The 24,248-nt window shown below is 47.6% G+C and carries 8 protein-coding genes; 1 reads left to right on the forward strand and 7 read right to left on the reverse strand.

Going from position 1 to position 24,248, the window contains the following annotated elements:
* Positions 1 to 212 precede the first annotated feature (212 nt).
* A complete protein-coding gene (locus ACOJUN_RS01920) occupies positions 213 to 815 on the reverse strand; it encodes a peroxiredoxin (RefSeq protein ID WP_422134992.1) in 603 nt (200 codons plus the stop codon).
* Between the two features lie 483 nt (positions 816 to 1,298).
* On the opposite strand from ACOJUN_RS01920, the gene bfr reads away from it, so the two are divergent.
* Entirely contained in the window at positions 1,299 to 1,772 is a 474-nt protein-coding gene (gene bfr, locus ACOJUN_RS01925; RefSeq protein ID WP_422134993.1) for a bacterioferritin, read from the forward strand.
* A 41-nt stretch (positions 1,773 to 1,813) separates the two neighbouring features.
* On the opposite strand, the gene grxD is transcribed toward bfr, so the two are convergent.
* The 6 genes from grxD to ACOJUN_RS01955 all read right to left on the reverse strand — a co-directional run bounded on the left by grxD (position 1,814) and on the right by ACOJUN_RS01955 (position 24,186).
* On the reverse strand, positions 1,814 to 2,146 hold the full coding sequence (gene grxD, locus ACOJUN_RS01930) for a Grx4 family monothiol glutaredoxin (RefSeq protein WP_422134994.1): 333 nt from the start codon (positions 2,144 to 2,146) through the stop codon (positions 1,814 to 1,816).
* A gap of 296 nt (positions 2,147 to 2,442) precedes the next feature.
* Positions 2,443 to 7,758, reverse strand: coding sequence for a hypothetical protein (locus tag ACOJUN_RS01935; protein WP_422134995.1), 5,316 nt, complete (start codon positions 7,756 to 7,758; stop codon positions 2,443 to 2,445).
* 383 nt (positions 7,759 to 8,141) lie between these two features.
* Positions 8,142 to 11,021, reverse strand: coding sequence for a hypothetical protein (locus tag ACOJUN_RS01940; protein ID WP_422134996.1), 2,880 nt, complete (start codon positions 11,019 to 11,021; stop codon positions 8,142 to 8,144).
* Between the two features lie 3 nt (positions 11,022 to 11,024).
* Complete coding sequence (locus ACOJUN_RS01945) at positions 11,025 to 13,226, reverse strand: hypothetical protein (RefSeq protein ID WP_422134997.1); 2,202 nt, start codon at positions 13,224 to 13,226, stop codon at positions 11,025 to 11,027.
* A gap of 542 nt (positions 13,227 to 13,768) precedes the next feature.
* Complete coding sequence (locus ACOJUN_RS01950) at positions 13,769 to 18,940, reverse strand: hypothetical protein (protein WP_422134998.1); 5,172 nt, start codon at positions 18,938 to 18,940, stop codon at positions 13,769 to 13,771.
* Between the two features lie 380 nt (positions 18,941 to 19,320).
* The gene (locus tag ACOJUN_RS01955; RefSeq protein ID WP_422134999.1) at positions 19,321 to 24,186 is read right to left on the reverse strand and encodes a hypothetical protein; all 4,866 of its coding nucleotides are present in this window, start codon (positions 24,184 to 24,186) and stop codon (positions 19,321 to 19,323) included.
* Positions 24,187 to 24,248 lie beyond the last annotated feature (62 nt).

Below are 24,248 nucleotides of genomic sequence, written 5' to 3' on the forward strand. Positions count from 1 at the left end.
GAATATTAATGAGATTTCCGGCTGAGTCAAGTCCTTCTCCTCAGCTTTGTTCAAAAAGTTTCTGAAAAAAAGCACTGGAAATAACTTACTGATCTATAAAACAGGAGCCGAACGCCCGTAAGTTCTGGGCCTGTTCTCTAATACGCACCAACAGAAAAAAAAGCCGCCCGCAGGCGACTTTCTTTTCAATCATCAAATGACGAAGTCTGTAATTACAGGCCTTCAGCACTCTCAGACAGGTACTTGGCAACACCCGCAGGGGACGCGTCCATACCCTTATCACCTTTGCTCCAGCCAGCCGGGCAAACTTCACCGTGCTCTTCGTGGAATTGCAGAGCGTCAACCAGACGGACCAGCTCATCCATGTTACGACCCAGAGGCAGATCGTTAACGATCTGTGAGCGCACAACACCGTCCTTATCAATGAGGAAAGCACCACGGAAAGCGACACCGCCCTCAGACTCAACGTCGTAGGCTTTACAAATGTCGTGAGCCATGTCAGCGGCCAGAGTGTACTTAACAGGACCGATGCCACCTTCACTGACAGGCGTATTACGCCACGCGTTGTGAGTGAAGTGAGAGTCAATGGAAACACCGATAACTTCAACGTTGCGCTCTTTGAACGCATCGATGCGGTGATCCAGAGCGATCAGCTCGGATGGACAAACGAAAGTGAAGTCCAGTGGGTAGAAGAACAGAATACCGAACTTGCCACGAATCGCCTCGGACAGGGTAAACTCTTCAACAATCTCGCCATTGCCCAGGACGGCAGGAACAGTAAAGTCAGGAGCTTTCTTGCCAACCAGTACGCCCATGAATTTAATCTCCAAGGTTAAGTATGTATCACTGCGATCATGCAATCGTTGCAGTCATCGCAATCATTGAAGCGACATCATGATACACCTGATAACGGCCTTAGCCTATAAACCCCTGCACAAATATCTATAAATTTTCTCTTTCAAATGATAGATAAAATCTATCAAAGTCGACTAATCCATTTATTTCGGTGATCCGCTCATCCCATGCGATGGAAAATATACCCCTCTGAGACTTGATAGCGACCACAACCGATAACGCTAATAAGAAATATTCTCATTGTTTTTCAGACAGTTATCTTTGACAGAAGCCGATGAGGCTCCATACTTCCTGTGCCTGTAGTTTTTTGGAGAGAAGTATTCTACAGCTCCTGGAAATAGTTCCTGGAAAAAGTCCCTGGAAATAGTTCCTGGAAAAAGTCCCTGGAAATAGTTAATGGAATGAAAGCCCCCTTTAATTCATGACTGTATGGAGCCCCTGTTATGCAAGGCGAAAAAGGTGTTCTGGATCATCTGAATCAAGTACTTATGAATGAACTGACTGCCATTAATCAGTACTTTCTACACGCACGAATGCTAAAGAACTGGGGAGTCAACAAACTCGGCCAGTATATATATAAGGAATCCATTGACGAGATGTGGCATGCCGACTGGTTGATTGAGCGAATTCTTTTTCTGGAAGGCATGCCTGACTTCAAATACATGCAAAAGCCGATCATTGCCGCAGACGTTAAAGGCATTCTGGAAGCTGACCTGCAACAGGAGTTGAAAGCGATTCCACCTCTGAAGGATGCCATCGATGTCTGTGAAAAGGTGGGTGATTACGGCTCACGCCAGTTACTGGAAAAAATTCTGGCTGCGGAAGAAGAGCATATGGATAGTCTGGAAGTCCATCTGTACCGTATCAAAACCATGGGAATGGAAAATTATCTGCTCTCTCAGAGTGAGGAAGACTAGGCGGGAGGATTCTGTCCTCCCCACCTTGAAGAAGGCTGAAATTATTCAGCACCTTCCTCTTTGCCGACAGCAGCCTTGATCATCTTCTGAAGGTCGCCGCTGTTGTACATCTCGATCAAAATGTCGCTGCCACCCACCAGCTCCCCCTTAATCCAGAGCTGCGGGAAGGTTGGCCAGTTGGCGTATTTTGGCAGGTTGGCACGAATTTCCGGGTTAGCCAGAATGTCTACGAATGCGAACTGCTCGCCACAAGCCATCAGGACCTGCACAGCTTTGGAGGAAAATCCGCACTGAGGCAGCTTGGGAGAACCTTTCATATAGAGCAGAATGTCATGTGTTTCAATCTGCTCTTTAATTTGATCCATGATATCCATGAAATCACCTCATCACCGAAATGGAATCAACGGCTTTTCAAATAAGCTGTTGGAACTGGGGCTCTGCATTCTAAAGAAAATACCTGACTTACACCATTGGTTATACCGAAATCCGGTCAGATAATGACTGCCCAACCACTGCATGACCTACGGATTCAACCTTTCAGTATTCGCCTGAGCTCCTCAATTTCAGCCTCGTCAGCAAAATCTGTGGCGCATTTCTGTGTCGAAAGTGCTGGCAACCTCTTTCCAAGAAAGCTTTCTGGCCCAGTTTGCCAGAACGACACAAATCTTTTTTAGAAAATACTCCCACACCCATCAAGCAACTCCAGTTCCTGACAACTCTGATAAACATCAGGATCAACATCGGATAATAAAGGGTCTTGCTTTTTTAAACGCTCTATTTTGCTGCATGCCCGTTGCCTCCATACTTCCAGTATGTGGGTAGCGCTATCGATTTTGGCTTTTTTAAGGAGGGTCACTGTATGCATAAGCTCTATTTCATTCTCGTACTCCTCCAGTAAATTCAGTATTTCGGTGCCAAAAATTTCTGTCTGGTTCAGCTTTAACCATAAACTGGCAAAGGCCTGCTTTTCTCGTTTGTCGTCCAGAATAGCCAGAATATGAACAGGTAGCGGATTAAAGGAGGCTGCTTCAACAGCACCGTTTGCTCCCGGCTCTCCGTTTGCGGTCAGTCTGGCTTTGCGTCTTTGGATGTATACCGGGTCATCGGAATTTAAACGCCTTTGCCATTGGTCTGCTGTCACATAATAGTGTTCAGACGTCTCGGTGATTTTCAAAACAGTCCTGAACTGTTCCTCTGACCAGTTGCTGATTACCATTTTTTCATCCTGTATTTCCAGCTGTGGCATTGGAAAGCGGTAGTTTTGAACTCCGTCTCCTGGCAGTTCAACCTCAAGCCATTGCCCTTTGACGGTGAAAGACATCTCATTGAGGTTCTGCATCAACACAGCAATATAGCTCAGGGCTAACTGTTCTCCTGATGGGATAAGTCCAGTGACAGGTATCTCAACATGGTTATTGTCGGTTGTTCGCATCCCGGACAGAAAGTGATCGGGAATATCGTTATCCCAGGGTAGCAGACTATGGGTTTTGAGCAGCGCTTCGAACAGTATCTGGATGCCTTCTTTGGTAATGTCATGGGTTGTTAGTTGCAGGCAGGCTTCAAGCAGCTTGCTTAACCAATGGGTAGAATGCTCTTTGCTGAGTTTTTGCAAAGCGCTCAACGAGGGAAACAGATTGAATACAGCCCGGGCATGGCTGGTATCCAGAAAACGCAGCTGATCATCTTTTGTTAAGGGTTGCAGAATTTCCAGATAGAGCCCTTGCATATATTCGAGCTTCAGCACCGCCGACAATGGTTGCAACCGGGCTGAGTACTGCTCCCATAGTCCTTTATCCGGCAATGACTTCAGCCGCTTGGCAAAAAAGACAAAACGCTCCCTGTCTTCATCGGAAGAAAACAGAAACATTGCTCTATTTAACACGCGCAAAGGCACGGCTTTCATTGAATGGCGCCACAAAAAATGCTTATCCAGTTGATTAGCCTGAAGGTAACGTTTGACGCTTTTCCCTCCAGAAGAAGATAAAAGCCCTATCAATGATTCCAGCATCAGAACCGTTTTAGTCTGTACATGAAATTGGCAGAACTGTTTTAAAACCGTCCATTTTAGCGACCAGTCTGGCTTAGGGGTGGAAAGATAAAGAGCGACTGTTTTTATCTGGCAATTGTATTTGTCACCTTCTTCATCCTCTGAATCGCTATTGTATTCGTCATTTCCCTCATTATCCGGACTGTTATGTTCTCCAGTAAATTCTGTAGACAGCCACTGTTTCATTTGTGTTTCCTGATGTTGAAGCACTTCAGTAGCAGGTAGCCCCTCTGATTTCCAGAGTCTGGTCATAATTTGCAATAGCAGATAATTGGGTGCCCCCTGGTAACGTATCCAGCCCAGCACTTTTTTCACAGGCTCATATTTGGGCAAGCCTCGGCCATTATTCATGGACGAGAAAGCGCGGAACAACTTCATATTGAACACGCCATCTTTGTGTTTCCATTCCGGCCAGTTCAGCACCTCTTTCACTTTTTCATGTTTGAGCATGCCTCTGGTATTTTTCATGGACGAGAAAGCGCGGAACAGCTCCATATTGAACTCGCCAGCCTTGTCTTTCCATTCCGGCCAGCCCAGCACCTCTTTCACTTGCTGATGCCCGGGCACACCCCGACCATTATTCATCGACGAGAAAGCGCGTAATAACTTCATATCAAACACACCATCTCTGTCTTTCCATTCCGGCCAACCCAGAACCTCTTTCACTTCCTCATGTTTGGGCAAACCTCTTGCGCTGAACATTGATGAGAAGGCGCGAAACAGCTCCATACTGAACTCACCATCCATGTCTTTCCATTCTGGCCAGCCCAGCACCTCTTTCACTTGTTGATGCCCGGGCACGCACCGACCATTATTCATGGACGAGAAAGCGCGGAATAACTTCATATTGAACACACCATCCCTGTCTTTCCATTGCGGCCAGCCCAGAACCTCTTTCACTTCCTTATGTTTGAGCATGCCTCTAGAGGTGTACATCGATGAAAAAGAGCGGAACAGTTCCATATTGAACTCGCCATCTTTGTCTTTCCATTCCGGCCAGCCCAGTACATCTTTCACTTCCTCATGTTTGAGGATGCCTCTGCTATGATTCATGGACGAGAAGGCACGGAATAGATTCATATTGAACTCGCCATCCTTGTCTTTCCATTCCGGCCAGCCCAGCACCTCTCTCACTTCATCATGTTTGAGCATGCCTCCAGCGGCGTACATCGATGAGAAAGAGCGGAACAGTTCCATACTGAACTCGTCATCCTTGTCTTTCCATTCCGGCCAAGACAGCACCTCTTTCACTTCCTCATGTTTGAGCATGCCTCTGCCATGATTTATGGATGAGAAGGCACAGAACAGCTCCGTATTCAACTCGCCATCCTTGTCTTTCCATTCCGGCCAGCCCAGCACCTCTTTCACTTCCTCATGTTTGAGCACGCCTCTGGTGTGATTCATGGATGAGAAGCTGCGGAACAATTTCATATTGAACTCTCCATCCCCGTCTTTCCATTCCGGCCAACCCAGCACTTTTTTTACTTCCTCATGTTTGAGCATGCCTTTATTACTGTTCATGGATGAGAAGGCGCGGAGCCGCTCCATACTGAATGAGCCATACTTGTCGTTCCATTCAGGCCAGGCCAGCACCTCTTTCACTTCCTCATGGTTGAGCATGCCTCTGCTATGGTTCATGGACGAGAAGGCGCGGTACAGCTCCATATTGAACACGCCATCCTTGCCTTTCCACTCCGGCCAACCCAGCACCTCTTTCACTTCCTTATGTTTGAGCATGCCTCTGGTATGATTCATGGACGAGAAGGATCGGAACAGCTCAATGTTAAACTCGCCATCCTTGTCTTTCCATTCCGGCCAAGACAGCAACTTTTTCACTTCCTCATGTTTGGGTAAGCCTCTAGTGTTGTACATGGATGAGAAAGTGCGGAATAGCTCCGTATTGAACTCGCGATTCTTGTTTTTCCATTCCGGCCAGCCCAGCACCTCTTTCACCTGCTTATATTTGAGCATGCCTTTGCTACTGTTCATGGACGAGAAGGCGCGAAACAGCTCCATACTGAATTTGCCATCCTTGTCTTTCCACTCCGGCCAGCCCAGCACCTCTTTCACTTCCTCATGTTCAAGCATGCCTCTGCCATGGTTCATAGACGAGAAGGCGCGGAACAGCAACGTATTGAACTCGCCATCCTTGTCTTTCCACAACGGCCAGCCCAGTACCTCTTTCACTTCCTCATGTTTGGGCACACCATGGCCATTATTCATGGACGAGAAAGAGCGGAACAGTTCGATATTGAACTCGCCATTCTTGTTTTTCCATTCAGGCCAGCCCAGTATTAATTTCACTTTCTTATGTGTGGGCAAACCTTTGCTATTATCCATGGACGAGAAGGCTCGGAACAGTTCCATATTGAACTCGCCAGCTTTGTCTTTCCATTCCGGCCAGCCCAGCACCTCTTTGACTTCCTCATGTTTGGGCAAGCCTCTGCCATGATTCATGGACGAGAAAGAGCGGAACAGTTCGATATTGAACTCACCATTCTTGTTTTTCCATTCTGGCCAGCCCAGGATTGCTTTCACTTCCTTATGTGTGGGCACGCCTTTGGTATTATTCATGGACGAGAAGGAAGTCAAAACATCCAAACTTGCTAAATATTCGAGTTCACTCTGGCTACTTTCTGCAAAACTACGGATATGTTTTTTACTATTATGTAGCATGCCGGTCAGCATGCCTGTATTTTTGAAGTTTTCAGAAAGGTGCCCAAAAAATGCGGTGGCATTATCGAAGAGGCCATTAAAAGAATTTCTCTCTACGAAACCAAGCAGCTTATAAAAAGAGTCCTTTACAGTGATGTTTTTTTTCTTGAATACCTCTATCAGGGTTTGCGCTTTTTCCAGCTCTTCCTGACTTAATTTGTACTTGATATTTGCTTTTATTTTTTCCAATGGGTCATCGGGGATCTGAGTGTCTGGCGGTTTCTTTTTTTTGGCCGCTGGTTCAGCAACAGCTGTTGAATTTTTTCTCTTTCTACCCGGGCCCTTCTTTTTTTTCGGAGCGGGCTCTGGTGAATCCGGTTCTGCTTCTTCCCGGATTCGCCCTACCCTTTTGTTACCCTGAATGCCCGACAGGCACTTGTTGCACAACAACGCTGAAGCTGCCGTCTGATTTGCTACACGTCCTAATTCCTGTGGATTCAATGCCTTGTCACACCTCGAACAAGCGACAAGCGAATGTCTGGTATTCTGCTCAGCTGAGGGTTTCAGTGGGTCATCGCCTCCACGACCATTGGCGCCTGTCGAACCGGTTCCCAAGTTACGGGCAGAAGGTCCGCTTGTCTGGCCGGTCTGACCAGTTGTCGCGGTCGTTGATGCTTTGGTCGTTCGGGAGGATTTGTTCTTTTTCCCGTTGCCCGTCTGTCGGCCAGAATATTTGCCAGAAACCATCTCACGGTAAACTCTGAGTTCCTGACCATTCTCTGCCAGCCATGTTTGAACCAGCCCCGGTTGCATCGTGCCGGGGGCTGAGCTTTCCAGATCAAGAAGATCGGCTTCAATTACCATGATCCGGTCTGACAAAATTCGGGCAAGTGTGGTTTGGCCTGTCATAATTGCCCAATGTCGTTTGATTCGTAATATTGGAAGCAGTTGCTTTTTTTGCTGCAGACAAGTTTGGACAGGGTCAGGAATAAGGGTAAGGTCAGGTTGGGGCTCTGAGTCAAGACTCCCGCTGTTTCTGTCAGGTGGCTTATCGTCATCATCTCCTCCGGCGGTGCCCCTGACGATCAGTCCATTAGAAGTGTTCTCCAGAACTTCAGGGGGCACGTAAAACTCTAACAACTCGTTCCCAGGCTCCGGAGGCTGTCGCAAAAGCCCAATAACTCGTTCCCACGCTCCGAGGTCGTCATTTCCGCGAAAGCGGGAATCCAGCGCCAACGGTGGATCCCTGCCTTCTCGGGGATGACAAGGCCAATGGGGAACCATAGTTTTGTGACACCCTCGAAGAGGATCGGGCTGTCCAGGTTCAGCCAACTTATTGGAATACAGGAAATGAGCTGGTAGCGGGCTTGAGCCGACTAATTCCAATGCATGCATCGAACTCCCAAACAACATCGTCACTGGCAGAAGCAGTGATCGGACCATCAAGCAGGCAGTTTTTTTTTGTTGTGAGCGTCTCATAGATCCCGGCTAACAAAATCAGCTTCTGTGAATCCATTCGCTAGTGGAAAAAATCCGTACGTCATCCGACTTAGGCCTGATGATTCACGTTTGCGCTAGATTTTATAGCACCGCACTGGCAAGGTTGCCATGAACGGAGTTGACAGACAGTTTGTTTTCAGAAGCCTTATCAGACGACACAAGTCTTTTTAGAAAATACTCCCACACCCATCAAGCAGCTCCAGTTCCTGACAACCCTGATAAACATCAGGATCAACATCGGATAATAAAGGGTCTTGCTTTTTTAACTGTTCTATTTTGTTGCACGCCCGTTGCCTCCATGCTTCCAGTATGTGGGTAGCGCTATCGATTTTGGCTTTTTTAAGGAGGGTCACTGTATGCATAAGCTCCATTTCGCTCTCATACTCATCCAGTAAATTCAGTATTTCGCTGCCAAAAATTTCTGTCTGGTTCAGTTTTAACCATAAACTGCCAAACGCCTGTTTTTGTGGTTCCAATTCATTCGCCGACTGACATGCTTCAGCTTGCCTGGATTGAACGTTATCCAGTTTCTGCCATTGATCTGCAGTCAAATAATAGTGTTCAGATATCCCGGTGATTTTCAAAACAGTCCTGAACTGTTCCTCTGACCAGTTGCTGATTACCATTTTTTCATCCTGTATTTCCAGCTGTGGCATTGGAAAGCGGTAGTTTTGAACTCCGTCTCCTGGCAGTTCAACCTCAAGCCATTGCCCTTTGACGGTGAAAGACATCTCATTGAGGTTCTGCATCAACACAGCAATATAGCTCAGGGCTAACTGTTCTCCTGATGGGATAAGTCCAGTGACAGGTATCTCAACATGGTTATTGTCGGTTGTTCGCATCCCGGACAGAAAGTGATCGGGAATATCGTTATCCCAGGGTAGCAGACTATGGGTTTTGAGCAGCGCTTCGAACAGTATCTGGATGCCTTCTTTGGTAATGTCATGGGTTGTTATTTGCAGGCAGGCTTCAAGCAGCTTGCTTAACCAATGGGTAGAATGCTCTTTTCTGAGTTTTTGCAAAGCGCTCAACGAGGGAAACAGATTGAATACAGCCCGGGCATGGCTGGTATCCAGAAAACGCAGCTGATCATCTTTTGTTAAGGGTTGCAGAATTTCCAGATAGAGCCCTTGCATATATTCGAGCTTCAGCACCGCCGACAATGGTTGCAACCGGGCTGAGTACTGCTCCCATAGTCCTTTATCCGGCAATGACTTCAGCCGCTTGGCAAAAAAGACAAAACGCTCCCTGTCTTCATCGGAAGAAAACAGAAACATTGCTCTATTTAACACGCGCAAAGGCACGGCTTTCATTGAATGGCGCCACAAAAAATGCTTATCCAGTTGATTAGCCTGAAGGTAACGTTTGACGCTTTTCCCTCCAGAAGAAGATAAAAGCCCTATCAATGATTCCAGCATCAGAACCGTTTTTGTCTCTTTATGGTATTGGCAGAACTGTTTTAAAACTGTCCATGTTAGCGACCAGTCTGGCTTAGGGGTGGAAAGATAAAGAGCGACTGTTTTTATCTGGCGACTGCATTTGTCCTCTTCATCATCTGAGTCGCTATTGTATTCGTCATCTCCTTCATTATCCGGGTTGCTGTGTTCTCCGGTAAGTTCTGTAAGCAGTAACTGTTTCAGTTGTGTTTCCCAGTGTTGCAGCATCTTGATAGCAGGCAGCCCTTCTGATACTAGGAGCCTGAGCATTATTTGCAGTAGCCTGTGATTGAGCGCCCCTCGGCAACCTATCCAGTCCAGCACTTTTTTCACAGACTCATGTTTGGGCAAGCCTTGGCCGTGATTCATAGAGGAGAAAACGCGGAGCAGCTTCATATTGAGTTCGCCACCCTTGTGTTTCCATTCAGGCCAGCCGAGCACCTCCTTCACGCTTTCATGTTTGAGCATACCTCTTCTATTGTTCATGGATGAAAAGGCGCGGAACAGTTCCATATTGAACTCGCCATCCTTGTGTTTCCATTCAGGCCAACCCAACATCTCTTTCACTTGCTCATGTTTGAGCATGCCTTTACCACTGTTCATGGATGAGAAGGAACGGAACAGATCCATAATGAACTCGCCACCCTTGTCTTTCCATTCAGACCAGGCCAACACCGCTTTCACTTCCTTTTGTTTGAGCATGCCTTTGCCACTGTTCATGGATGAGAAGGCGCGGAACAGCTCCATACTGAACTCGCCAAACTTGTCTTTCCATTCCAGCCAGCCCAGCACCTCTTTCACTTCCTCGTGTTTAATCAATCCCTTGCTGCTATTCATGGACGAGAGGGCGCGGAACAGCTCAATGTTGAACTCGCCATACTTGTCTTTCCATTCCGGCCAGCCCAGCACCTCTTTCACTTCCTGTTGTTTTAGGGTGCCTTTGCCATGATTCATAGATGAGAAGGCGCGGAACAGCTCCATACTGAACTCGCCATCCTTGTCCTTCCATTCCGGCCAGCCCATCACCTCTTTCACTTCTTTTTTTTTGAGCACGCCTTTACCATTGTTCATGGATGAGAAGGCGCGGAACAGCTCCATACTGAACTCGCCATCCTTGTCCTTCCATTCAGGCCAGCCCAGCACCTCTTTCACTTGCTCATGTTTGAGCATGCCTTTGCGATTGTTCATTGACGAGAAGGATCGGAACAACTTCGTATTAAACTCGCCATCCCTGTCTTTCCATTCCGGCCAGCCCAGCACCTCTTTCACTTCCTCTTGTTTGAGCATGCCTTTGCCACTGTTCATGGATGAGAAGGAGCGGAACAGCTCCATACTGAACTCGCCATCCTCATCTTTCCATTCCGGCCAACCCAGCACCTCTTTCACTTGCTCATGTTTGAGCATGCCTTTGCCATGATTCATAGACGAGAAGGAGCGGAACAGCTCAATGCTTAACTCGCCATCCTTGTCTTTCCATTCCGGCCAGCCCAGCACCTCTTTGACTTCCTCATGTTTAATCATGCCCTTGCTGCTATTCATAGACGAGAAGGCGCGGAACAGCTCCATACTGAACTCGCCATCCTTGTCCTTCCATTCTGGCCAGTCCAGCACCTCCTAGACTTCCTCATGTTTAATCATGCCCTTGCTGCTATTCATAGATGAGAAGGAGCGGAACAGCTCTATACTGAACTCGCCATCCTTGTCCTTCCATGCCGACCAGCCCAACACCGCTTTCACTTCCTTTTGTTTGAGCATGCCTTTGCCACTATTCATGGATGAAAAGGCGCGGAACAGCTCCATACTGAACTCGCCAAACTTGTCCTTCCATTCCGGCCAGCCCAGCACCTTTTTCACTTCCTTTTTTTTGAGCACGCCTTTACCATTGTTCATGGATGAGAAGGCGCGGAACAGCTCCATACTGAACTCGCCATCGTTGTCTTTCCATTCCGGCCAGCCCAACATCGCTTTCACTTCCTCTTGTTTGAGCATGCCTTTACCACTGTTCATGGATGAGAAGGAGCGGAATAGCTCAATACTGAACTCGCCAACCTTGTCTTTCCATTCCGACCAGGCCAGCACTTCTTTCACTTCTTCATGTTTAATCATGCCTTTACCACTGTTCATGGATGAGAAGGCGCGGAACAGTTCCATACTGAACTCGCCATCCTTGTCTTTCCACTCCGGCCAGCCCAACACCTCTTTCACTTGCTCATGTTTGAGGATGCCTTTGGCATGATTCATAGACGAGAAGGATCGGAACAACTTCGTATTAAACTCACCATCCCTGTCTTTCCATTCTGGCCAGCCCAGTATTGCTTTCACTTGTTCATGTGTGGGCACGCCTTTGCCATTATTCATGGACGAGAAAGAAGTCACTACATCTGAACTCGCTAAATATTCGAGTTCATCCTGGCTACGCTCTGCAAAACTACGGATATGTTTTTTGCTATTATCCAGCATGCCGGTCAACATGCCTGTATTTTTGAAGTTTTCAGAAAGGTACCCAAAAAAGGCGGCGGCATTATCGAAGAAACCATTAAAAGAATCTCTATCTACGAAACCAAGCAGCTTATAAAAGGTCTTTTTTACAGTGATGTTTTTTTTCTTGAATATCACCATCAGGGTTTGCACTTTTTTCAGCTCTTCCTGACTTAATTCGTACTTGATATTTGCTTTTATTTTTTCTAACGGATCATCGGGAATTTGAGTGTCTGGCAGTTTCTTTTTTTTGGCCGCTGGTTCAGCAACAGCTGTTGAATTATTTCTTTTTCTACCCGGGCCTTTCTTTTTTTTCGGAGCGGGCTCTGGTGAATTCGATTCTGCTTCTTCCCGGATTCGTCTTACCCTTTTGTTACCTTGAATGCCCGACAGGCACTTGTCGCACAACAACGCTGAAGCTGCTGTCTGATTTGCTACACGTCCTAACTCCTGCGGATTCAATGCCTTGTCACACTTCAAACAAGCTACATGCGAATGTCCGGCATCCTGCCCAGCTGAGGGTTTCAGTGGGTCATCGCCTCCACGACCATTGGCACCTGTCGAACCGGTTCCCCTGATACGGGCGGCAGATCCGCTTGCCTGGCCGGTCTGAACTATTGTCGCGGTCGGTGATGCTTTGGTCGTTCGGGAGGATGAATTCTTTTTCCCGTTACCCGTCTGTCGGCCAGAATATTTGCCAGAAACCATCTCACGGTAAACTCTGAGTTCCTGATCATTCTCTGCCAGCCATGTCTGAACCAGCCCCGGTTGAATCGTGCCAGGGTCTGACCTTCCCAGATCAAGAAGATCGGCTTCAATCACCATGATCCGGTCTGACAAAATTCGGGACAGGGTGGTCTGGCCTGTTATAATGGCCCATAGTCGTTTGATTTGTAATATTATAAGCAGTTGCTTTTTTTGCTGCAGACAAGCTTGGACAGGATCAGGAATAAGGGTAAGGACAGGTTGAGGTTTTGGGTCAGGACTCCGGCTGTTTCCGTCAGGTGGCTTATCGCCATCATCTCCTCCGGCGGCGCCCCTGGCGATCAGTCCATTAGAAGTGTTCTCCAGAACTTTAGGGGGCGCGTAAAACTCTAACAACTCGTTTCCAGGCTCCGGAGGCTGTCGCAAAAGCCCAACAACTCGTTCCCACGCTCTGAGGTCGTCATTCCCGCGAAGGCGGGAATCCAGCGCCAACGGTGGATCCCTGCCTTCTCGGGGATGACAAGGCCAGGGGGGCACCGGGCAGTATGGTTCTGGTGGTGAGTCAGTGTGGATTCCCGCCTTCGCGGGAATGACGAGAATGAAGCCGGGAATGACGGGAATGACGGGAGTCAACTCGTGACACCCTCGAAGAGGATCGGGCTGTCCAGGTTCAGTCAACTTATTGGAATACAGGTAGTGAGCTGGTAGCGGGCTTGAGCCGACTAATTCCAATGCATGCAGCGAATCCCCAAACGACATCGTCACTAGCACAAGCAGTGATCGAACCATCGAGCAGGCAGCTTTTTTTTGTTGTGAGCGTCTCATAGATCCCGGCTAATAAAATCAGCTTCTGTGAATCCCTGCTAGTAGAAAAAATTCGTACGTCATCCGGCTTAGGAGCCTGACCGAGAATAGCGCCCGTAGCGAGGACGGCAGAAAATTGAGGATGAAAATTCGGTTTTGTGAGGAGAATAGCGAGCTATTTGACGAACAAAAGCGGATTTACAGACCAATTTGCTGCCGCCGCAGTAGGGCAGTCTATTCTCGGTCAGGCTCCTTAGGCCTGATGATTCACGTTTGCGCTAGATTTTATAGCACCGCACTGGCAAGCTTGCTATGAACAGAGTTGGCAGACAGTTTGTATTTAGAAGCCTTATCAAACGACGAAAGTCTTTTTAAAAAATACTCCCGCATTCATCAAGCAGCTCCAGTTCCTGACAACTCTGATAAACATCAGGATCAACATCGGATAATAAAGGGTCTTGCTTTTTTAACTGTTCTATTTTGTTGTACGCCCGTTGCCTCCATGCTTCCAGTATGTGGGTAGCGCTATCGATTCTGGCTTTTTTAAGGAGGGTCGCTGTATGCATAAGCTCCATTTCGCTCTCATACTCCTCCAGTAAATTCAGTATTTCGGTGCCAAAAATTTCTGTCTGGTTGAGCTTTAACCATAAACTGCCAAACGCCTGTTTTTGTGGTTCCAATTCATTCTCTGGCTGACATGCTTCAGCTTGCCTGGATTGAACGTTATCCAGTTTCTGCCATTGATCTGCAGTCAAATAATAGTGTTCAGATATCCCGGTGATTTTCAAAAAAGTCCTGAACTGCTCCTCTGACCAGTTGCTGATGGCCATTTTTTCACTCTGTATTTTCAGCTGTGGCATTGGGTAGCGATAGGTCTGAACATCATCACCCGATACTTCAACCTCAAGCCACTGACCTTTGACGGTAAAAGACATCTTATTGAGGTTCTGCATCAACACAGAGATATAGCTCAGGGCCAACTGTTCTCCTGATTGGATAAGTCCGGAGACAGGTATCTCAACATGGTTATTGTCGGTTGTTCGCATCCCGGACAGAAAGTGATCGGGAATATCGTTATCCCAGGGTAGAAGACTATGGGTTTTGAGCAGTGCTTCGAACAGTATCTGGATGCCTCCTTTGGTGATGTCATGGGTTTTTAGTTGCAGGCAGGCTTCAAGCAGCTTCTTCAACCAATGGGAAGAATGCTCTTTGCTGAGTTTTTGCAGGGCACTCAACGAGGGAAACAGATCAAATACAGCCTGGGCATGGCTGGCATCCAGAAAACGCAGCTGATCATCTTTTGTTAAGGGCTGCAGGATTTCCAGGTAGAACCTTTGCATAGAGTCGAGTTTCAGCACCGCCGACAAGGGTTGCAATAGGGCAGAGTACTGCTCCCATAGTCTTTTATCCGGCAATGACTTCAGCCGCTTGACAAAATAGACAAAACGCTCCCTGCCTTCATCGGAAGAACACAGGAACATTGCTCTATTTAACATGTGCAAAGGCACGGCTTTTATTGAATGACGCCACAAAAAATGCTGATCCTGTTGATTAGCCTGAAGGTAGCGTTTGACGCTTTTCCCTCCAGAAGAAGATAAAAATCCTATCAATGATTCCAGCATCAGAAGCGTTTTAGTCTCTTTATGCAATTGGCAGAACTCTTTTAAAACCCTCCATTTTAGCGACCAGTCTGGCTTAGGGGTGGAAAGATAAAGAGCAACTGTTTTTATCTGGCGATTGTATTTATCCTCTCCTTCATTATCCGGGCTGCTGTGTTCTCCGGTAAGTTCTGTAAGCAGTAACTGTTTCAGTTGTGTTTCCCAGTGTTGCAGCATCTTGATAGCAGGTAGCCCTGTTGATACCCAGAGCCTGGACATGATTTGCAGTAGCCTGTGATTGGGCGCTCCGCAGCAACCTATCCAGTCCAGCACTTTTTTCACAGGATCATGCTTGGGCAAGCCTTGGCCGTGATTCATAGACGAGAAAACGCGGAACAGCTTCATATTGAGTTCGCCACCCTTGTGTTTCCATTCAGGCCAGCCGAGCACCTCTTTCACTTTTTCATGTTTGAGCATACCTCTGTTATTATTCATGGATGAAAAGGCGCGGAACAACTCCATATTGAACTCGCCATTCTTGCCTTTCCATTCCGGCCAGCCCAACATCTCTTTCACTTCCTTTTGTTTGAGCATGTCTTTGCCACTATTCATGGACGAGAAGGCGCAGAACAGCTCCATATTGAACTCGCCATCCTTGTCCCTCCATTCCGGCCAGCTCAGCACCTCTTTCACTTGCTCATGCTTGAGGATGCCTTTACCATTGTTCATGGATGAGAAGGAGCGGAACAGCTCCATACTGAACTCGCCATCCCTGTCTTTCCATTCCGACCAGGCCAGCGCCTCTTTCACTTCCTCATGTTTAAGGATGCCTTTACCGTTGTTCATGGATGAGAAGGAGCGCAACAGCTCCATACTGAACTCGCCATTCTTGTCTTTCCATTCCGGCCAGCCCAGCACCTCTTTCACTTGCTCATGTTTGAGGTTGCCTCTGCCATGATTCATGGATGAGAAGGAGCGGAACAGCTCCATACTGAACTCGCCATACTTGTCCTTCCATTCAGGCCAACCAAAAATCTCTTTCACTTCCTTTTTTTTGGGCACGCCTTTACTATTGTTAATGCATGAGAAGGAGCGAAACAGCTCAATGTTGAACTCGCCTTCTTTGTCCTTCCATTCCGGCCAGCCCAGTAACTCTTTCACTTCCTCATGTTTGAGCATACCTTTGCCACTATTCATTGACGAAAAGGATCGGAGCAACTTCGTATTAAACTCGCCATCCCTGTTTTTCCATTCCGGCCAGTTCAGCACCTCTTTCACTTCCTTTCGTTTGAGCATGCCTTTACCATTGTTCATGGATGAGAAGGAGCGGAACAGCTCCATATTGAACTCGCCATCCTTGTCTTTCCATTCCGGCCAGCCCAGCACCTCTTTCACTTGCTCATGTTTGAGGATGCCTTTACCTCTGTGCATGGATGAGAAGGAGCGGAACAGCTCGATATTGAACTCGCCATCCTTGTCTTTCCATTCCGGCCAGCCCAGCACCTCTTTCACTTGCTCATGTGTGGGCACGCCTTTACCACTGCTCATGGATGAGAAGGAGCGGAACAGCTCTATATTGAACTCGCCATCCTTGTCTTTCCATTCCGGCCAGCCCAGCATCTTTGTCACTTGCTCATGTTTGAGCATGCCTTTACCATTGTTCATGGTTGAGAAGGAGCGGAAATACTCAATGTTGAACTCGCCATTCTTGTCCTTCCATTCCGGCCAGCCCAGCAGCTCTTTCAATTGCTCATGTTTGAGGATGCCTCTACGATTGCTCATAGACGAGAAGGAACGGAACAGTTCCATATTGAACTCGCCATCCTTGTCTTTCCATTCCGGCCAGCCCAGCACCTCTTTCACATGCTCATGTGTGGGCACGCCTTTACTATTGTTCATGGATGAGATGGAGCGGAACAGCTCCATATTGAACTTGCCATCCTTGTCTTTCCATTCCAGCCAGCCCAGCACCTCTTTAACTTGCTCATGTTTAATCATGCCTTTGCCATGATTCATAGATGAGAAGGAGCGGAATAGCTCAATACTGAACTCGCCATCCCTGCCTTTCCATTCCGACCAGGCCAGCACCTCTTTCACTTGCTTATGTTTGATGATGCCTTTGTTATGATTCATGGATGAGAAGGAGCGGAACAGCTCCATATTGAACTTGCCATCCTTGTCTTTCCATTCCAGCCAGCCCAGTACCTCTTTCACTTCCTCATGTTTAATCATGCCCTTGCTGCTATTCATAGACGAGAAGACGCGGAACAGCTCCATACTGAACTCGCCATCCTTGTCTTTCCACTCCGGCCAGCCCAGCATCTCTTTCACTTCCTCATGTTTGGGTAAGCCTTGGCCATTATTCATGGACGAGAAAGAGCGGAACAGTTCGATATTGAACTCGCCATCTTTGTCTTTCCATTCAGACCAGCCCAGTATTGCTTTCACTTGTTCATGTGTGGGCACGCCTTTGCTATTATTCATGGACGAGAAAGAAGTCACTACCTCTAAACTCGCTAAATATTCGAGTTCATCCTGGTTACGCTCTGCAAAACTACGGATATGTTTTTTGCTATTATTCAGCATGCTGGTCAGCATGCCTGTATTTTTGACGTTTTCAGAAAGGTGCCCAAAAAAAGCAGCGGCATTATCGAAGAAGCCATTAAAAGAATCTCTATCTACGAAACCAGACAGCTTATAAAAAGTGTTTTTTACAGTGATGTTTTTTTTCTTGAATACCGCCACCAGGGTTTGCACTTTTTCCAGCTCTTCCTGACTTAATTCGTACTTGATATTTGCTTTTATTTTTTCTAACGGATCATCTGGAATTTGAGTGTCAGCCGGTTTCTTTTTTTTGGCCGCTGGTTCAGCAACAGCGGTTGAATTATTTCTCTTTCTACCCGGCCCCTTCTTTTTTTTCGGAGCGGGCTCTGATGAATACGGTTCTGTTTCTTCCCGGATTCGTCTTACCCTTTTGTTACCTTGAATTCCCGACAGGCACTTGTCGCACAACAACGCTGAAGCTGCTGTCTGATTTGCTACACGTCCTAATTCCTGTGGATTCAGTGCTTTGTCACACTTCGAACAAACGACAACTGAATTTCCGGTATTCTGCTCAGCTGAGGGTTTTAGTGGGTCATCGCCTCCACGACCATTGGCGCCTGTCGAACCGGTTCCCCTGTCACAGGCAGAAGGTCCGCTTGTCTGGCCGGTCTGACCTGTTGTTGCGGTCGTTGATGCTTTGGTCTTTCGGGAGGTTGTATTCCTTTTCCCGTTACCCGCCTGTCGGCCAGAATATTTGCCAGAAACCATCTCACGGTAAACTCTGAGTTCCTGACCATTCTCTGCCAACCATGTCTGAACCAGCCCCGGTTGAATCGTGCCAGGGTCTGACCTTTCCAGATCAAGAAGATCAGCTTCAATCACCATGATCCGGTCTGACAAAATCCGCGCCAGCGTGGTCTGGCCTGATATAATCGCCCATAGTCGTTTGATTTGTAATATTATAAGCAGTTGCTTTTTTTGCTGCAGACAAGTTTGGACAGGATCTGGAATAAGGGTAAGGACAGGTTGACGCTCTGGGTCACGACTCCCACTGTTTCCGTCAGGTGGCTTATCGTCATCACCTCCTCCGTCGGTGCCCCTGACGATCAGTCCATTAGAAGTGTTCTCCAGAACTTCAGGGGGCTCGTAAAACTCCAACAACTCGTTCCCACACTCCGGAGGCTGTCGCAAAAGCCCAACAACTCGTTCCCACGCTCCGAGGTCGCCATTCCTGCGTAGGCGGGAATCCAGCTCCAACGTTGGATCCCTGCCTTCTCGGGGATGACAAGGCCAGGGGGGCACCGGGCAGTATGGTTCTGGTGGTGAGTCAGTGTGGATTCCCGCCTTCGCGGGAATGACGAGAATGAAGCCGGGAATGAAGCCGGAAATGACGGGAGTCAACTCGTGACACCCTCGAAGAGGATCAGGCTGTCCAGGTTCAGTCAACTTATTGGAATACAGGTAGTGAGCTGGTAGCGGGCTTGAGCCGACTAATTCCAATGCCTGCAGCGAATTTCCAAACAACATCGTCACTAGCACAAGCAGTGATCGGAGCATCGAGCAGGCAGCTTTTTTTTGTTGTGAGCGTCTCATAGATCCCGGCTAATAAAATCAGCTTCTGTGAATCCATTCGCTAGTGGAAAAAATTCGTACGTCATCCGGCTTAGGCCTGATGATTCACGTTTGCGCTAGATTTTATAGCACCGCACTGGCAAGCTTGCCATGAACGGAGTTGGCAGACAGTTTGTTTTTAGAAGCCTTATCAAACGACGAAAGTCTTTTTAAAAAAAACTCCCGCATTCATCAAGCAACTCCAGTTCCTGACAACTCTGATAAACATCAGGATCAACATCGGATAATAAAGGATCTTGCTTTTTTAACTGTTCTATTTTGTTGCACGTCCGTTGCCTCCATACTTCCAGTATGTGGATAGCGGTATCGATTTTGGCTTTTTTTAGGAGGGTCACTGTATGCATAAGCTCCATTTCGCTCTCATACTCCTCCAGTAAATTCAGTATTTCGCTGCCAAATATTTCTGTCTGGTTGAGCTTTAACCATAAACTGCCGAACGCCTGTTTTTGTGGTTCCAATTCATTCTCTGCCTGACATGCTTCAGCTTGCCTGGATTGAACGTTATCCAGTTTCTGCCATTGATCTGCAGTCAAATAATAGTGTTCAGATATCCCGGTGATTTTCAAAAAAGTCCTGAATTGTTCCTCTGACCAGTTGCTGATGGCCATTTTTTCACTCTGTATTTTCAGCTGTGGCATTGGGTAGCGATAGGTCTGAACATCATCACCCGATACTTCAACCTCAAGCCACTGACCTTTGACGGTAAAAGACATCTCATTAAGGTTCTGCATCAACACAGCGATATAGCTCAGGGCCAACTGTTCTCCTGATTGGATAAGTCCGGAGACAGGTATCTCAACATGGTTATTGTCGGTTGTTCGCATCCCGGACAGAAAGTGATCGGGAATATCGTTATCCCAGGGTAGAAGACTATGGGTTTTGAGCAGTGCTTCGAACAGTATCTGGATGCCTTCTTTGGTGATGTCATGGTTTTTTAGTTGCAGGCAGGCTTCAAGCAGCTTCTTTAACCAATGAGAAGAATGCTCTTTGCTGAGTTTTTGCAGGGCGCTCAACGATGGAAACAGGTCGAACACAACCCGGGCATGGCTGGCATCCAGAAAACGCAACTGTTGATCCTTTGTTAAGGATTGCAGGATTTCCAGATAGAGCCTTTGCATAGAGTCGAGTTTCAGCACCGCCGACAAGGGTTGCAACCGGGCTGAGTACTGCTCCCATAGTCTTTTATCCGGCAATGACTTCAGCCGCTTGGCAAAAAAGACAAAACGCTCCCTGTCTTCATCGGAAGAACAAAGGAACATTGCTCTATTTAATACGCGCAAGGGCACGGTTTTCATTGAATGACGCCACAAAAAATGCCGATCCTGTTGATTAGCCTGGAGGTAGCGTTTGATGCTTTTCCCTCCAGAAGAAGATAAAAGCCCTATCAATGGTTCCAACATCAGAACCGTTTTAGTCTGTTCATGAAATTGGCAGAACTCTTTTAAAACCGTCCATGTTAGTGACCAGTCTGGCTTAGGGGTGGAAAGATAAAGAGCGACTGTTTTTATCTGGCGATTGAATTTTTCGTCATCTTCTTCATCCTCTGAATCGCTATTGTATTCGTCATTTTCCTCATTATCCGGGCTGTTATGTTCTTCAGTAAATTCTGTAGACAGCCACTGTTTCATTTGTGTTTCCCGATGTTGAAGCACTTGAATAGCAGGTAGCCCCTCTGATTTCCAGAGTCTGGACATAATTTGCAATAGCAGATGACTGGGTGCCCCCTGGTAACGTATCCAGCCCAGCACTTTTTTCACAGGCTCATATTTGAGCAAGCTCCGGCCATTATTCATGGACGAGAAAGCGCGGAACAACTTCATATTGAACCCGCCCTTGTCTTTCCATTCCGGCCAGCTCAGCACCTCTTTCACTTTTTCATGTTTGAGCATGCCTTTGGTATTTTTCATGGACGAGAAGGCGCGGAACAGCTCCATATTGAACTCGCCCTTGTCTTTCCATTCCGGCCAGCCCAGCACCTCTTTCACTTGCTGATGCCCGGGCACACCCTGACCATGACTCATCGACGAGAAAGCGCGTAATAACTTCGTATTGAACACACCATCTCTGTCTTTCCATTCCGGCCAGCCCAGCACCTCTTTCACTTGCTTATGTTTGAGCATGCCTTTGCTATGATTCATAGACGAGAAGGCGCGGAACAGCGCCATATTGAGCTCGCCATCCTTGTCTCTCCATTCCGGCCAGCCCAGCACCTCTTTCACTTGCTTATGTTTGAGCATGCCTTTGCTATGATTCATAGACGAGAAGGCGCGGAACAGCGCCATATTGAGCTCGCCATCCTTGTCTCTCCATTCTGGCCAGCCCAGCACCTCTTTCACTTGTTCATGTTTGAGCATACCTTTGCCATAATTCATAGATGAGAAGGCGCGGAACAGCTCCATACTGAACTCGCCATCCTTGTCTTTCCATTCCAGCCAACCCAACACCTCTTTCACTTCCTTTTGTTTGAGCATGCCTTTGCCTCTATTCATAAACGAGAAGCCGCGGAACAGCTCCATACTGAACTCGCCATCCTTGTCTTTCCATTCCAGCCAAGCGAGCACATCTTTCACTTGCTCATGTTTGAGCATGCCTTTGCCATGATTCATAGACGGGAAGGTCTGGAACAGCTCCATACTGAACTCGCCATCCTTGTCTTTCCATTCCGGCCAGCCCAGCACCTCTTTCACTTGCTCATGTTTGAGCATGCCTTTGCCATGATTCATAGATGAGAAGGAGCGGAACAGCTCCATATTGAATTCGCCATCCTTGTCCTTCCATTCCGGCCAGCCCAGCACCTCTTTCACTTCCTTTTGTTTGAGCATGCCTTTGCCGTTATTCATAGACGAGAAGGCGCGGAGCAGCTCCATACTGAACTCACCATCCTTGTCTTTCCATTCCGGCCAGCTCAGCACCTCTTTCACTTGCTCATGTTTGAGCATGCCTTTGCAATTGTTCATAGATGAGAAGGCGCGGAACAGCTCCATACTGAACTCGCCATCCTTGTCTTTCCATTCCGGCCAGCCCAGCACCTCTTTCACTTGCTCATGTTTGAGCATGCCTTTGCCATGATTCATAGATGAGAAGGTGCGGAACAGCTCCATACTGAACTCGCCATCCTTGCCTTTCCATTCCGGCCAGCCCAGCACCTCTTTCACTTGCTCATGTTTGAGCATGCCTTTACCATTGTTCATGGATGAGAAGGCGCGGAACAACTCCATACTGAACTCGCCATCCTTGTCCTTCCATTCGGGCCAGCCCAGCACCTCTTTCACTTCCTTTTTTTTGAGCACGCCTTTACCATTGTTCATGGATGAGAAGGAGCGGAAAAGCTCCATACTGAACTCGCCATCCTTGTCTTTCCATTCCGGCCAGCCCAGCACCTCTTTCACTTGCTCATGTTTGAGCATGCCTTTGCCATTATTCATAGACGAGAAGGGGCGGAGCAGCTCCATACTGAACTCACCATCCTTGTCTTTCCATTCCGGCCAGCTCAGCACCTCTTTCACTGGCTCATGTTTGAGCATGCCTTTGCTATTATTCATGGATGAGAAGGCGCGGAACAGCTCCATACTGAACTCACCATCCTTGTCTTTCCATTCCGGCCAGCCCAGCACCTCTCTCACTGCCTCATGCTCGGGTACGCCGTGGCCATTATTCATGGACGAGAAAGAGCGGAACAGTTCGATATTGAACTCGCCATCTTTGTCTTTCCATTCAGACCAGCCCAGTATTGCTTTCACTTGCTCATGTGTGGGCACGCCTTTGCCATTATTCATGGACGAGAAAGAAGTCACTATATCTAAACTCGCTAAATATTCGAGTTCATCCTGGCTACGCTCTGCAAAACTACGAATATGTTTTTTGCTATTACCCAGCATGCCGGTCAGCATGCCTGTATTTTTGACGTTTTCAGAAAGATACCCAAAAAAAACGATGGCATTATCGAAGAAACCATTAAAAGACTTTCTATCTACAAGACCAGACAGCTTATAAAAAGTATTTTTTACCGTGATGTTTTTTTTCTTGAATACAGCTACCAGGGTTTGCACTTTTTCCAGCTCTTCCTGACTTAATTCGTACTTGATATTTGCTTTTATATTTTCTAACGGATCATCGGGAATTTGAGTGTCTGGCGGTTTCTTTTTTTTGGCCGCTGGTTCAGCAACAGCGGTTGAATTATTTCTCTTTCTACCCGGCCCCTTCTTTTTTTTCGGAGCGGGTTCTGATGAATCCGGTTCTGTTTCTTCCCGGATTCGTCTTACCCTTTTGTTACCTTGAATGCCCGACAGGCACTTGTCGCACAACAACGCTGAAGCTGCTGTCTGATTTGCTACACGTCCTAATTCCTGTGGATTCAGTGCTTTGTCACACTTCGAACAAACAACAACTGAATTTCCGGTATTCTGCTCAGCTGAGGGTTTTAGTGGCTCATCGCCTCCACGACCATTGGCGCCTGTCGAACCGGTTCCCCTGTTACAAGCAGAAGGTCCGCTTGTCTGGCCGGTCTGACCTGTTGTTGCGGTCGTTGATGCTTTGGTCTTTCGGGAGGTTGTATTCTTTTTCCCGTTACCCGCCTGTCGGCCAGAATATTTGCCAGAAACCATCTCACGGTAAACTCTGAGTTCCTGACCATTCTCTGCCACCCATGTCTGAATCAGCCCCGGTTGAATCGTGCCTGGGTCTGACCTTTCCAGATCAAGAAGATCGGCTTCAATCACCATGATCCGGTCTGTCAAAATCCGCGCCAGCGTGGTCTGGCCTGATATAATCGCCCATAGTCGTTTGATTTGTAATATTATAAGCAGTTGCTTTTTTTGCTGCAGACAAGTTTGGACAGGATCAGGTATAGCTCCGAGGTCGTCATTCCCGCGTAGGCGGGAATCCAGCTCCAACGGTAGATCCCTGCCTTCTCGGGGATGACAAGGCCAGGGGGGCACCGGGCAGTATGGTTCTGGTGGTGAGTCAGTGTGGATTCCCGCCTTCGCGGGAATGAAGCCGGGAATGACGGGAGTCAACTCGTGACACCCTCGAAGAGGATCGGGCTGTTCAGGTTCAGCCAACTTATTGGAATACAGGA

The sequence above is a fragment of the Endozoicomonas sp. ALD040 genome (assembly GCF_049275945.1).
Classification (GTDB): Bacteria; Pseudomonadota; Gammaproteobacteria; order Pseudomonadales; family Endozoicomonadaceae; genus Endozoicomonas_A.